Source organism: Spirosoma pollinicola, from assembly GCF_002831565.1.
Classification (GTDB): Bacteria; Bacteroidota; Bacteroidia; order Cytophagales; family Spirosomataceae; genus Spirosoma; species Spirosoma pollinicola.
The window spans coordinates 6,040,173-6,054,933 of the sequence record NZ_CP025096.1; the positions used below are offsets into that span (position 1 = coordinate 6,040,173).

Annotated in this window: 6 protein-coding genes; all 6 read right to left on the reverse strand. The window is 52.0% G+C overall.

The window, feature by feature from the left end; all coding sequences use genetic code 11:
* Positions 1–52 precede the first annotated feature (52 nt).
* Positions 53–1,213: a prolipoprotein diacylglyceryl transferase family protein gene (locus tag CWM47_RS25355; RefSeq protein ID WP_100991137.1), complete on the reverse strand. Its 1,161-nt coding sequence runs from the start codon at positions 1,211–1,213 to the stop codon at positions 53–55.
* Positions 1,214–1,217: 4 nt separating this feature from the next.
* Entirely contained in the window at positions 1,218–2,447 is a 1,230-nt protein-coding gene (locus CWM47_RS25360; RefSeq protein ID WP_100991139.1) for a hypothetical protein, read from the reverse strand.
* Entirely contained in the window at positions 2,428–7,632 is a 5,205-nt protein-coding gene (locus tag CWM47_RS25365) for an eCIS core domain-containing protein (protein ID WP_206170542.1), read from the reverse strand. Before CWM47_RS25365 ends, CWM47_RS25360 begins: the two co-directional genes overlap by 20 nt.
* Positions 7,633–7,799: 167 nt before the next feature.
* Positions 7,800–10,124, reverse strand: a complete 2,325-nt coding sequence (locus CWM47_RS25370; protein ID WP_100991141.1) for a vWA domain-containing protein — start codon at positions 10,122–10,124, stop codon at positions 7,800–7,802.
* Positions 10,125–10,147: 23 nt separating this feature from the next.
* On the reverse strand, positions 10,148–11,824 hold the full coding sequence (locus tag CWM47_RS25375; RefSeq protein ID WP_100991143.1) for a contractile injection system tape measure protein: 1,677 nt from the start codon (positions 11,822–11,824) through the stop codon (positions 10,148–10,150).
* An 11-nt stretch (positions 11,825–11,835) separates the two neighbouring features.
* Complete coding sequence (locus CWM47_RS25380) at positions 11,836–14,748, reverse strand: hypothetical protein (protein WP_100991145.1); 2,913 nt, start codon at positions 14,746–14,748, stop codon at positions 11,836–11,838.
* Positions 14,749–14,761 lie beyond the last annotated feature (13 nt).

Here is a 14,761-nt window from a genome sequence, read left to right on the forward strand (position 1 = left end):
TACGGTTTAGAATTGATGTATTTTACCGTATAAATACTTGATATAGTAAACGTTACCTATAATTCGACTCGCGGCCTATATCTTTTTCAGGAACTAGTAAGTGATATACGGGTGGACTGTGTACCAGTTGATGCGTTTGATTTTTGAGACGTAACTGTAAAATGATACCGGATAATGCCTGTGCTTCCGATTGGCTAATAGAACCCTGCTTGCAGGACAACGAAAACAGGCGCCAATCGGCCAGTTTCTCAACAACCGTCTGGCCTGATAGCTGATAACCCAGCGATGTTGTCCAGACCTTGACCACTGCCGGGGTTGGCCGTTGTACCTGCATATCCAGATGCGAGAGGATGTCAGCTATTTCGCGTACGTGGTGGGGGTTTCGAAGTGCCATAGTCTGATTTCCAGCAATAGACGAGTACAGGCGTAACACGACCATTAACAGGAGCAGGCCGGTTAAAATCAGCCAGTGCCAGGTATGAAATGCCAACTGGCCAAGCCCTTCGTAAAGCAAAACCACCAGCATAAGCAACAAGGTTGTCCATTGAGCTTCAGAAAAACCACGTCGATAGGGCCGGTCGGGGTCACCCCGAAAAAATTCGAGTAAAAAGCGGATGGTGCCGTACGAAAACGTGTACCAGCCTAATACGGTGCCGGTTGGTTGTTGAGCCAGAAATAACCAGGCGCCAATACCTGTGATTAGAAATACGCAGACCGATTCGACCAGTTGAATGGGAAATAACCTAATGCCGACGTAGTGAGCTGTAAATCCGGCTTTTCGGTGCTCATCGCCGTAGATAACACTAATCGGGTGGTAGGGGCGACCGTGGCAACAACCCGCATTCAAACAGCCCAATCGCCCAAATGCCAGAAAGGTGCCAATACCCAGAAGTGTAATTTCCAGAAATGGAACAACCGGCTGGTGGAGTACCCATCGCAAGACCAGCGCCGAGACTGTCATGATGGCTATTTCGTGGTGATAATAGATCAGCTCTTCGTGTCCGGTTATGATTTTGTGCAGAAACGCCAGGACAAAAAACGTGAGGGCACTAACCAGACACAATACCACCATCGCCCAGAGCGGCAGGCCAGTTTGCCACGCCAGACAGAACCCCAGCCCAACCCCAACCACATAGCCAATTGTGCCTAGGAAGAGGAAGGTCGGGATGGCGCGACCGAACAGATGAAGCGTCAAAATGCCTTTGTAGTGCATAGGATCAGGTGAATTTTGCGTTCATGATCCTGAGGTGAATACCATCTTCGCGGGCGACATCCAGCCGGATACGCTGGCCGTTCAGGCGACTGAAAACGGAACCGGCAGCCGTTGCATGGGCGTTAATGAATACGGATTCAACGGACGCCATCCAGGCAAACTCAGCCGTTGGGTTCTGGTTGAACCACTCCAGCGCAAAAGGTAAATCGACAACCTGATCCGTTGCCAACGTGCCGAAAATCTGCTGGCGTTCGTCGCTTTGGTAATAGTCAAGTAACCGGACTATGTTTCGGTAATAAGCAGTTAAGTCAACAAAAGACTGATTCTCCAGAAAGGCCAGCCACTCTTTATACAGGTTGAGATCAAAAAAGCCGTAGTAGTCCAAATCCAGAAAAAGGAACCGTTTGTTTGCGGCAATGGCTGCTTCATCTGTGTCGGTAGACATGTCCAGTGCTTCCTTCAGTTGTTTATCCAGTTGTTTCAGGACAGCGTCGTTGACGGCGGGGTTTGGCGATTCGGTGGGTTCTTCGATCGTTGGATTTTGCAGGTAGAGGTTGTAAAACTGAAGCAGATTCGAACAACCCCATTGTTCGAGCCAGTACAGTTTCATGGTTTTTTGTTGCGTAGACAGCAGCCCGGACTCAGCTAGTTCGCTTCGTAAAAGGCTCGGAATCGTTTCTGCCTGATCATTGGCTTTTAACCGGTATTCTGCCAATTTATGATCCAGTTGACGAATCGTCTGCTTTTCCGAAAACAACAGATTGGATGTCATGTTGGGGTATTCGGCTAAGGGGAATTTTCGAAATAACCAGGTGGGGTCGGTTACTTTTGACTCTGTTTTTAACCGATGAGCATACGAGGCTACCTTCACCAGCGTGGCATGTGGAACATAGCAGGGTTCAGGATTCCAGGCTTGATTGAGTACGTAGATTGGTTCCTGTGCTATAGCTTTGGCATACTGCATCCAGAATGCCAGACCCGTTGATAGCTCGTTTCCCGTTGCTTTGTAAAAACTAAAACCCTGAATTGAGAAGTTTTTCTGTTGCTGAAGGGCGTCGGCAATGGCAGGCATATAAGCCGGATCATTAACTAGACCGATAAACGTATTTACGGGCTGAAAAGCGGGATCGCCGGTCAGGAGCCCCTTATTGCCCAGGTTTTCCGTAACTGTAAATGAGATATTGTCGATTTGGATCGGTTGCTCGTTCATCACGCTAAGGAATCGTTTTGGCATCGACAAAGATAGAATTTATGGATAAGGAGTTGGCCGTGGCTCCGTCGTAGTTGTAATAGCCCATGTAGGTTACACCTTTGAACTGATGCGTAAACAGAGTTCCACTTTGGGGCGTAGTAACTTTGCCGGCGATCTGGCTGCTGTAATAATCCGCAAAAGCACGCTCTGCCTGGGGTAGAAACGCCTGTAAATCATCAACGGCGCTCTTGGGTACCTCACTAACGACCCAGTAGGATGGATCGTAATGCGTACCTGCAACGGGCTTGGCCGTGGCCCCTCCCGACACGGGCGTTGGGCGGGGGGCGGTGGCTTTATTGACCCCCTCTTTAGCCATATACTGCCGATAGCGCCGGGCCGTAGGACCATAGGGTAACCCCATGGCACTGCCTTCGCGAACAACGAAGAAACGGGACTCCCCACTGGCATTCACTGCCTCCAGAAAGGTAATCTGGTGCCCGCCCGAAATGCCGCTACCGACAAAACTGCTGGGGCTGGCTGTCGTGTTCTGGGGCGCTACAATATGCTCAATCACGATTGGTGTAACAACCCGTCGGCCATTCGGTAACAGTTGCGACACCGGCAGGTTGGCCAGTTGTTGACCCAGGCGTTGAAAACGCCATTCGGATTCAATCAATCGGGCAAATCCCGCGTCGGCTTCAACGCGTTGCAGGGCACTCAACAGATCACGGAAACGAACTTCGGTAATTTCCGGAGTAAAGCCCATATTATTCATCAACCGCAGAAAACGGTCGCGGGCATAGGCTACCGCATTGGCACTCTGCATGGCCTTGTAGTTGAACAGCAGTTCTCGAACCGATGCCACATCGTGCGATGTTATCTCGACGCTGGTACCCACCACGACCGCCCGGAACTTACTCGACTGGGTTTGGGATTCGATGTTCTGACGCAGTTTGGCTGCATCGTAGGTTGTGCCTTTGCTCTCGCCAGTCAGGCTGTGGTTGTTAAGCACAATGTCGGCTATTTCGTCCAGTTCATGCCCGAGCAATAGATTAAGGTCTTCAGAACGGGCCCGGCTACCTGTTCCGGTGGGCTGCTGGACAAGTACGTGAGGGTCAATTTCTACGGTTGCCGTCCAGCGCCCTGCTGTTGTGCCGCTTCCTTTCTCATACTTGAGCACGAAACTCGCCGGGCCTGTTTCGGCCCCGTGTGTTGGTGTGGTGGGGCGGGAACTTCCGGCGATATCCAGATTCTCCCCTTTCGGTACAACGGTCACTTCTACATTGACGCCCCCCTTAGTACCCCGTACCGGTACAGAAAGGTCGTAAAATGTATTCTTGCCGCTGTGCGATAACGTACTGCCATGAAGCCGGGTGGCCAGTTCCGGAATTATAACGCCCCTGGCATTGGTGATAAGGCTGAATAGTTCGCCTATAGTTCTGAAATTCTTACTTTCTCCCAGGGGGTATACATCCCTCCCCTTAACACCACCGGTAATACCACTTGCTTTACCCTGACTGATTTGCTGGGCGAGCAAGGCTACTTCGCTTGCCGGGCGGTCTTTTAAATTCCGTAGTGTAGTCTCATCGGCCTGATTCAGCGCAATCACCTCATCGGGCGTGAGCCCTTTGATCTGGCCCTCTGTTAAGAATTCACGCAGGCGACTTTTGCTGATACCTTGTTCCTGTACCGTGAAGAAATGCACGACCAACTCGTTGGGGGGCATTTTTCTTACCTGTTCGAGGTTAAAGGTCGGATCGCTTTTTCGCAGCGCATCAATCATGTCGAGCTGCGTACCCCGGTCGAGCGTAATCAGTTTGTCGCCTTTGACCTGCTGACGGAAGAAATCGGATTTACGGAAACCTCCCTGGAACAGATCGTGGTTGGCGGCAAAAAACATCAGTCCGTTCACCGTTAATGACCCGATCGTGGAAATGATGGCATTCAGTTTCTGGGTTTCATCCATCGTTGGATCAGCCCGGATTGCCTGGATGGTCCGAATGGCTTCGTAGGTAGCGAAAACAAGTGTGCCTGCATCAATGGCCAGCGACGATATGACCATCCAGTTGCCCATGCGATACATAAATGGTCGGGCGACTGCCAGCCCCGCCGTCCGAAGTGTCGACCCGCTGATGCCGAGCATAGACGTAACAATGCCAATGCCTTCCAGCACATTGCGTGAGTCGGTGGCCGCAATGCCAACATGAATATTCTCGGCGATAGCAATGACCCCGCGCGCAATAGAAGCGGCAGCAATAGCAATTCCCAGGGCTTTGGTAAGGCCGGTTGGCTCGGGTATCAGGAGCAAGAGCCCGGCCACAACCATGCCGCCAACCATCAGAATCCGGTCAATCCACACTTTGGCATGGTTCCAGGGATTGTTGGTCGCAAATTTATTGTTGACAATGAAACCCGCCGGAGCATAACTGTGGATCAGTGTACAATCCCGTGGGTAGGGGTGCGACAAACCGCCCCAGCTCGAAAAGGCTTTAACAATGGCCGCTTGGGCTGTTGATGCGGTGCCATCAAATTCATACACATCCGCACTGGTCATGTCGATCAGGGTAGCGGTCCAACCGGAAGCCGTCCCTTCAAGCAATAGGTAAACACTAAGCGGCTGTAATTCGCCGGTCTGGTGAACCAGTAACCCCGCCGGAACCGGCCGTGCATACTTCACGCCGGTTGGTAGCGTGGTAATATTGTCGGGGAGTGGCTGGGTGGCCGAGACGTTACCGGCGTTTTTGTCAAAACGCTCCAGGCGTTTTTCCTGCATTTTCCGCCGTTCCTTGAAATAATCACTGCTGGTACCTCCTTTCGACTCGCTCGTTTTCAGCGATGTAATGGATGTTTCAACACTTCGACGGGCTTGCGAAATGTCAGGGTATTGATCAAGTGGAACTTTGGCCAGATTTTGCTGTAAGGCTCGTTCGGCTACAGTATCGGCCTTTTCAACATTAATCCGACTATCTTTTACCAGAAAGGGATTTGGGTCTCGATAAACGACGGTTGGGCCCAAAACGGGATGCATACGCTTAATAGGCTCGCCCGTTGTTCCACTATTGATTCGATAAACGGCCGCCCTTAGCGTTTTGACGCCGACGCCGTCAACATTATGATCCACCAGAATAGGTTGATCGGCCTGAAAAAGCTGCCCATCAAGAAACCAGTCGACCATGTACTGTGAATAAGGGGGTGCCCAATTGGTTAGATGTGCCCGTACATTGGTACCACTAACCAGATTTGAATTTTCAACCTGAACGCCCAGTTCAGTAGGCTCGAAACGGGCTATTCGAATCGTGTTGGTACGCAGGTAATACACATAGTGATCGGTGTCGTTACCAAAATAAACATACGTGGCCACCTGAAAATCAGCGGCTTTTTCCAGATTTGGGTCATGGCTCAGGGCAAACCAGGTCGCATCGTCAAAGCTGAACTGTGTGCCACGCATGGGAGCGGGATAGCTCGACAGGCCCGTCATGAAGTTGTTGTCCATTAACGGAAAGAGCCGTCCATTGAGTTGATAAACCCAGCGTACTTTGACTTGCGTGTTGGGTGGAATGTAGTTTAGGTTCAGGAAGAAATTGACCCGCTCTCCGATCTGAATGCTGGGATTTTCGGCGGTTCGAGCCGGGGTCATGAGCAGGCTGGCCTTCATTTGCAGGAAGTCTACCTGACCTCCTGACATAATCTGGCGGTTAATGTCCTCATCGGGTATGGCTACGCCCAGTTCTCTCAGGGTTCGTATCCCTTCTGCAATCTGATTGTTTATCTTGTCCAGTTCCTTAAAATCATCCGGGTTCCCTTTCAGAATAATCTCCGCTTTTCTGGAATACAGTTTACGCAGTTCGGGAACGATAGATGACTGGGTCTTTACGTCAGCTTCCGGAGGCTCTACCATCGAGGGCTGGCCCAACGCCTTTTCGAAATCGGTTCGGGTAGGGGTTTTGCACCGCTGCAACTGTAAACCCGACTTTAGGCGTGGTAACGCGTTCTTCGACAGGTCTTTTAAAAACCCATACGTTTTCCCCCAAAGCCCGGCCACAGCACCTACAGCCGAATTATCGGCATCGGTTTCCAGTGCGTTATAGGCTTCCCCTTTAGGCTGGGTTTCCACCTGGCTGCTTCGTTGCTGTACTACGTGCGCCAGCTCATGGGCCAGCAGCGCATCGCCAATCAAGGTGCCGGGTTGATAGGCACCGGCTCTAAAGGCAACATCGGACCCAACCGTAAAGGCTCGTGCCTGCAGCTGATCTGAAAGCGCACTGGCCCTGGCATCGGTATGTACTTTCACGTCCGAAAAGCTTGTCCCAAACGCCCCTTCCATACGTGTTCGGGTACTACCATCGAGCGATGAGCCTGTTTTTAACTGGGCCTGAATTTGAGCCGGATTTGCTGGTGCAGGAGACTGACCGTTGGTTGCTTTTCGCTGAACAGGCATCATTCCCGGCTGGCTTGAGTTGACCAGTGCGCGAAGTACAGTATCCAGTCCGTCGGGAATTTCAGTGATTTGCTGCGTGCGTACCCACGTGTTAACGGCCCGTTTAATGCGGGCAACTATGGGTGGCAGGTAGTCCTGTGCGCTGGTGGCCGAAGCGGCTTCGGGCTGGTATTTTTGAATTGACTCTTCCAGCGTGTAGGCCGACTGTGACCGGAAGTACGCAAAAAAATAGGTCAGGTAAGGGCATCCTTCCGTGCTCCAGCTCGTATGGGCCAGTTCCGCTTCGGTAGCACTGCACACCTGGACGAATAGCTCATCCAGAAAGGCCGTTTTGGTGATCTGGGTAGCCAGGGCAGGGGATAGATCATCGTCGACAATAAAACCGGGAACCTCCTGAATCGGGCCGCTCGCCAGCGCCAGCGTGGAGGTCCCATCCGTCGACATCGCATCGTTGGGTGGAGGTGGGTCGGAGGGTATATCTGCCAGTTTCTGTATGACGGCATTCCTGTCCGGTCCTGGGTGTTCGTCCTCATCCTGCCCTCCGTCTTCGGATTGACGCTGAACGACCGGTGCTAACGGCACTGGTGTTGGATCTGGCTCCGGCGAAGGCTGTAGCTCGTCGGACTCATTTTCCGAACCCTGTGAGTCGGGTTGGCGCTGAACGGCTATCGACTCCGAAACGGGGGTTTCTGACGCTACAGGCTGGGGTGGAAAAAAAAGATCTCCCTCCGGCTGACTGGTCAGTGGAGAACGGCTGGAGGCTGTTTTTTTATCAGGAACCTGTTTCATAAGAAACCACTCAAACCATGAAGTCGATAGCCGAACGAAGCTAAAATTGGTCAGGTACTAGTGCTTGCTGATTTTGCACACATCCCAACCGGCAGTGCTTTCCTGGCAGAAGGCATATCGGTTGGGATGTGTTGAATAGGTGTTTTCCGAGCTTGTTAGTCACTCCATCATTTAGGTATACGCTGAAGTTGTTTTTTCGGAATCGTAGTAGTTGTTTTTTGGGGTACTGTACTCCCGGTAGCCGCCTTCAACGTAAAGTTTTTGTTAGGGATGAGCACGTTTACGGCATCGGGCCGGAATTCACGAGCCACGCTCGGGATCTTCTCGCTAACTTTGAACTCTGTCAGGTTACCCGTAAATACCTTTTGTTGTAAAATCGAAATCGAACCGGCCGACTTTGTCGTGCTCTGGACCGTCAATGTGTAGCTACCGTCCTGATTGTCAATTATTGAACTCAGCTTTGCCGATGGTGCATTAATATCGAAGGCATCGGTTGCGGCTGGGCCCAGAAACCGGCCATAGGTAGTGACCGGCCTCACCGTCATGACTAGTTTCCCATTCGTAAAAACATTGCTGATCACCGATTTGCCAATGTCAATCTGTCCGGCTTTTACATACATACTCTGCATTTCGTAGCGGTCATACTGCCCCCGAATACTGTCCTGTCCCTGAATTCTAAAGACAATCTGGTAAATGCCCGCTACGTTCATTCCGGAATAATTGCCTTCGTAGCGACCATTTCCGCGGTACGTCAGCATAACCACCTGTTCAACAGGGGTGAGGGCTCTTACGAAGCTGGCGTCTTCCCGGAGTAGTGTCTGGTATTTCAGGATACCAACTGCCGACCGATCCTGTTGCCGGACGGGTACGGCCGCTTTTTTGGTATTGCGTGCCATCAGGTCGCCAATATCGTCGCCGGGCCGGTAGACCATTGCCGTAATTGTAGCATTCTCGATAGGTTTCCCCCGGTCGCTGAACTGCACGGCAAACGTCTGGGTATCGCCCACGGTGGGTAAGGCATTACCTTGAGAGCAGGTATAGTCCAGCATGTGATCGTCGGCAATAACGGCGATGCGATACGTCAGCCCACTGGCCGGGCCGTTGGGTTGGGCCGTAACAGTCCAGTTTCCCTCGGAGCGCAGCTTGTTTGCGTAGGCTTTATCGGTATTGAATGAGAAGGCATACATGTATGTGTTTGGCGAACTGCCTACCCAGCGCGGAGTTGCCAGGGCCGTTACGTCCTGGCCATTTCGACTGACCCGTATTGCCGCAACAAGTCGGGCAAGTTGGGGAATCTCGAAGTTTTTGTTCAGCGATACTTCAATGAGCAGATCGTCAACATTTTTATTGAGAGGAAAATCAACGAGACCCTGGGCCGCACTGCCAATACTACCTGATTTCGTGCGGATTAACTGGGGGCTATTGTCACGCAGGAGGTTGATGAACGCCTGCGTGAATATGGCGTCGATGTTGCCGATAACCATACTGGTAGTGTTGGTAAACGAGTTGCCATTGGAGGTGAGCAGGCAATTTCCCCCGCTTTTGGTCGCCAGGTTTTGCAACGTTGTGAGGTAGGTTGGACTGGGATTTCCTATGCCTATCGTGAATATTTTCAGGTTGCCTGACGAACCGGGCAGCACCGGGCAGTTCGCGTTAAGCGCCACACCGCCTACGTCGCAGCCGTTGGTATTGACAAGTGGCGCTACATTCTGTTCGCCATCCGTAAACAGCAGAATATCCCTTGTTCGGGTGGCATCGGCCAGTTTTGTTTTTGCGTCATTTATGCCAAGTCCCATCGCTGTTCCGCTTCCAGGTGAAAGTCCATTCATAGCCGTTTGAACCATTGTAGCCGCCCCCGGATCAAGGGGTAATAGGCTATTGCCGAAGGTCGAAGGCGTTAGGCCAGTCTCAAAAAAAGTTAAACCCACACGGTCGCCGGGTTGGGCAAAAGCCGGGTTTGAGAGTTTCAGCATGAAGTTGTTGACGGCTGTTTTCAAGGCATCCCAACGTGTAGTAGTACCTTCTGAAATGATACCCATGCTCCCCGATTTGTCCAGAACGAAAGAAAGGTCCAGCGGTCGGCGAACGTCGATGCGGTATTCGCGGGCATGGCCCTCAACGATAAGAACGAACGTGAGTGAACCAGACGTGGGCGCAACGCCAGTCCAGCCAACACTGGCCGTTGCGGCACTCGATACCGAGCCTACCGGGAGGGTAATTGTAATGCCCTGACAAACATAGGGGTTGTTGTCTGTAGCGGGGCAGCCCCCAATACCGATGGGCGTGGGTACGCCAAAAAAGCCCCAGCTCACATTGGCAGGCGCTCCCACTACGCCAATATTTATGGTCTGGGGTGCCCCCACAATCAATATGATTGGGAACGTGGGGCGGTCTTCATTGAAACTTATATCCTGATCGGCAGCCTGCGTAACGAGCGTGGTTAGCAGGATGAAACAGGTCAGGAATAGATGTAGGAAAATGGTCTTTTTCATGGATATGAATAGTTAAGGATTGATTAATAAGCCCAGTCGACGAGGAGCAGGTCAGGCATGAAGGGTAATTTGATAGCCGAAAATCCCCAGGGGAATTTGTTCATCAGGATATCTATGGTTTTTCGTTCCACAGTTAACTGCCAGCCAGCATCAGAGCGGGTGAGCTTGCCTTCGCGTTGTAAAAAGGCTTCCCGCAACCCATCGGCAGAGACTGTACCCAGGGCGGGCCAATGACCAATAACCGCATGGAGCAGTTCGGTCGCATTTAGCCGGTCGGTACCGGTAAGGTCGAGGTGGGGGGATACAAGGGCATCGAAGGGTACTCCGCAAAGTAATTTCGGTAGCGTCATCTCATATTCGGGGCAATAGTCCAGCCCGGTAGCCAGATAAGCCAGCATCTGAGCGCCTTTGGTTGCCGCCGTTTCATCTGTCCACTGCCGATTGACAACTAAACCCATCTCCGAAAAAAGTGGCGTCAGGAACGGGTGTAGTAGTACAATACCGGCCAACGAGACAAACAACGCTGCTTCGCCGGGAGCCTGGTTTCGTGATGTTTGGTTCGATGAGTGACCCGCTTTGGCCGGTAAGGTAGATGCTTGGTGGCTAGTCAGTTGGTTTTCGGAAACGGGCGGTAGACCGGATGGTGAATCGGTAAGGTCTGGATCTTCACTGGCTGTTTTCTCCGATAGTTGATCGGTAGAAAGTGCAGGCGGGTCGCTCTGGTCGGGTTTGCTTTTTGGGCCTTTTTTTTCGTTGCGCTGTATTGTATTGTTGGAAAAGGGCCCCGTTGTTGTACTTGTCTCGATCAATTTGGTCAACGTTTGCAAAAGCAGATCAACCGACGTCGATTCGTCTTTACCAAAGCGATGTTCGATAATTTGCCGTAACCGGCCAAAGAAAAGACTGGGCGATTCGGAAGGGAATAGCGTTTTTTGGAAGGTTATCAGGCTGCTGGTCAGGCTTTTTTTTGCTGCTGTTGCCGTTAGAAACCCTTGCCAGTAGCGTTCCCTCAGTATCTGAACCGGTAGCTGGCTAAGCTCCTGAGTGGCTATAAGTAATAAACCTATGGCTATCGATAGTGCTTCATGGCTTGTCTCAGTAGAGTGGTTGTCTGTGTCAAAAGCCAGACTTACAAGGGCCTGATTGGTGCTGTGGTGGATGAGTCGACTGGCAAGTTCAGGTCTGTTGTACAGTAGCTCAACCAGTTCCCGACGAAATGAAGCTGCCGATGCTGTTGTCAGCCATTGGTCGAGTTGACCAAAATCGCGGGTATCGGCCCAGATGGGCAAACGGCCATACAGCAGAAAATACCGTATCTGCTGCGCCATCCGTTCCTGACGACTAACCCGTTCGATGGGGCCGGTAATCAAACCGGCATCAACTCCAATGCTGTTCGCTGGGGTAGTTTCAGCCTGTTCAACGACTTGCTGAAAGGCTAACTCAACCTGTTGCGTAATGCGCTGAGTTAGTTCATCTTCGAGTTTTGCCAGCGACAAATTACCTGCGTCTATCGTCAATTGGTCGATCCGAAGGGTAGTGTCGGCATTGGACAGACGGTCGAAGAGGGTTTCCAGCACAGCGGGCAGTTGGTTGCGGCAGTAAGCCGACACCCGATCCTGCAAGCCAAAGGAAGGTGGCTGCCCCGGTGTATCTAACCAGACCGTTTGTCGCTGAATACTATGTCGCACTGGAGTAGGCATTTGTCGGTTGGTCAGGCAAGGGTTGAGTGCAGGAAGTTCAAGGATGTAACCAGGTTGGTACGCGCTGTCTGGCCGGTTGACGTGTCCAGCGTGCCGCCAACATAGTTCCCTAGCCAGGCCAGATACTGCGTTTCGAAGGTATCATACGCTAGGCCTGTTCCGGCTACGACTGTCCCATCGGGGTTGCTATTGCTGTCTAGCCAGAATACGCTGGGAATCAAATGAGCCGGACACTCCTGCTCGATAACGGACTCTACGTAGTTCCGGAAAGCTTTGGTCCGAAACCGCCGGGGTAAGCCGGGTTTTGGCAGATCGTTCAAGTTGGCAAAGTCACGTTCCATACCCGACGGAAACACCAGTGTTACTTGAAACGAATAGGGGTTTTTGCCGCTGAGGTCTGGATCGGCTGATTGCGTTGGCCGCAGCAAAACGTGTTCGATCAGACAGAATCCTTCGGCCTTATATGTATCGTATAAAAACACATCATAGAGCAACGTGACGGTTGAATTGATAAACGTGTTGGCGTCGGTTGGGGTAACGAACAGGCTGGGTTGGCGGGCAATAGCAACGCCTTTATCGTTCATGAGCGATACTTGCCAGGTTGAGGGGCCAGTCTGACTAACCTGATAGGAAGCCGGTTCAATACCAAACTGAACGACAGCCCGAATCCCATCGAAAACTGTTTGCGGAGGTGCCGTAGGGAACGTTTGGGTACTGCTGAGCAGAATAGCACTGCTGCTGTCGTTGAGTTGAAAGGTTTCCTGATTGACGCCACTGGCCTGAATCGTGAAGAAGTCGGTCAGGGTAGGGCTCAGGCGTTGGCGTGTTTGGCGTATAATTCCCGTTTTTCGGTAAATACGCCGTTCCAGCCCCGACAGGTCATTTATAGTTCCAGCGGGTGTTCCCAGACCACGCCCTGCCGCCGACGAACATACGTCGTTCAGAAACGCTGCTTTGTACCGAAGAAGGCGCCGGGCCGTAGCTTGCCGGATACGGTCAACATCGGCCAGCGATGCCGCATCCTGCAAGTTGAGTGTATACTCAAGTCGGCTCAGTTCAGACAATTCTTCGCCAAATCGGCCTAGCAGGTGTTCCAGTACGTTGTTTTTGCGCAGTAATCGGTCGAGGGGTGATTCAGCCAGCGTTTGCAACCGTCTGGCATAGTCGTTCGCCGGGTTTTTGCTGAAGGCATCCCAATCGTTTGCCGGATCAAACGAGCGCAGTAACTGGTCAATGCGGGGAATGCCATAAAGGGGCTGGTAGAAGTAAGTGTTGGGGTTGTCGATACTGAAAAAAGAGGCTGTATTGGCCAGTTGACTGAGGTGATTGGCCAGTAACTGCTCAAAAAAGAGCAGATAGGCCCGCAGTTGTTTTTCCTGCGCTTTGCGGACAGGTGGGGCACTGTCGGGTGTACCGGCTTTTAATCCATAAACAAGGGGCAAGTCATACTGAATAGACTGGTACTGCATAATATCAGCCGGGTTCAGACTAATCGTTGAAGCCGCTGAGGTAGCCGGTTGGAAGGAACTTGCGGTCGATGCCAGAAATGCCTGCTGGCGTTTGGTTTGAACACCCGAGTTAACCTGTTGCCTGTCATAATCGACTTTGACGCCGTTTCTGAAGAAGGATATATCGGATTTGGTTACGCTGAGCCGGGGCTGAAATTGCTCATCCCGAAGAAGTGTCAGGCTATTCTGAGCATTTGCCGTTATCAGCCGATTGCGAACGTAGCTGTTCATGGAGAAATTCTCCACCGCAATCACAGCGTTGTTTCTTTCGCCATTGGCAGATTGCAGCATTTTTTGCAGAATATCTGACGCATAGAGCTGATTCTGTTTAGGTTCGTTGAGCGTTGGCAGAAATCCCGCCGACAGCACCGGCCCTTCGTAGATAGTTTCGTTGGGTAAGCCCTGCGCCTGTAACTCGGCCAGGGAGGAGAACCGTACCACCGGATCGATGAACAGGTCAATGGCCGAAAGGATATCGGTCAGCGTTTGCCGGGCATCGGCATCGGCAGCCAGTTCGATCGTTGCCCGCACCGCAACTTCCTGGGTCCGCACCGACCGGGGTTGTAAAAAGTCTTCACATAGATTCCGGTTCTGGAGTAATAACGCACGAACGGCGCTCATTTGCTGGAAGGCCATGTTTACCCGCGACCGGTAGGTTTCGATAGCCGATCCGGGAGCGATTTGCGTGAGTTGGTTTACAATAGCCTGCTCCAGGGCTGGTCGGTCAATGGGGTTCGGTTGTGTACCCAGCCGGATCACAATGGTTAACGGGAGCGTCTGGTTTGTGTCGAAGCGAACATCGACGGTGGTGAAGTAGTCGTTCAGTTCATCTTCGGAAAACGAAATAAGCGTAGGCAGAGGCTGCCCTACGCCGGTTGCCTGATTGAGCGTGACGGCAGTACCCCAAACGGCTACGCTTTTTTCGTCCCAATACGGAAAGGCAAATTCTACGTCGAATAATTTGCCATTTGCCGGTAGTGTTTCCAGAACCAGACTGTCGTTTAAATCCACGTTTTCCCATTCGATCAATACGTCATATAGCCCATTGATACGCCCGGTCGCCGGGGTTAATCGGGCATATTTTACGTCTGGCAGCGTAATGAGCAACTTTTGAAAATCCTCGACCGTGATGGCGTTGCTGCTCAGTGCCTGAACGGGGTCAAAAAGCGCCATTTTGTCTGGCGAAATGTGCCTGCCCAACAGTTGCTCAATCGGTAGCTGACCCCGGTAGCCCAGATCGGTAATGGCGTAGCAGAGGGTTTCGAGGAGCGTGATGCCGGGGTCATGGACATTATGATCCGTCCAGATATCGCTGGTCCACTGCTGAATATAGCCAAGCCCCTGAGCAAGCAGCCCGGCATAATCCTGACTTTTGACAGTGGGTCTGGCTTTCGATATAACGACCGGCTCGCGCATGGGATGGACAGGT

Excerpts from the sequence above, each read along its gene's own strand:
- CWM47_RS25360 (WP_100991139.1), bottom strand. The coding sequence starts at position 2,447 with ATGCCAAAACGATTCCTTAGCGTGATGAACGAGCAACCGATCCAAATC.
- CWM47_RS25355 (WP_100991137.1), bottom strand. The coding sequence starts at position 1,213 with ATGCACTACAAAGGCATTTTGACGCTTCATCTGTTCGGTCGCGCCATC.
- CWM47_RS25365 (WP_206170542.1), bottom strand. The coding sequence starts at position 7,632 with ATGAAACAGGTTCCTGATAAAAAAACAGCCTCCAGCCGTTCTCCACTG.
- CWM47_RS25380 (WP_100991145.1), bottom strand. The coding sequence starts at position 14,748 with ATGCGCGAGCCGGTCGTTATATCGAAAGCCAGACCCACTGTCAAAAGT.
- CWM47_RS25370 (WP_100991141.1), bottom strand. The coding sequence starts at position 10,124 with ATGAAAAAGACCATTTTCCTACATCTATTCCTGACCTGTTTCATCCTG.
- CWM47_RS25375 (WP_100991143.1), bottom strand. The coding sequence starts at position 11,824 with ATGCCTACTCCAGTGCGACATAGTATTCAGCGACAAACGGTCTGGTTA.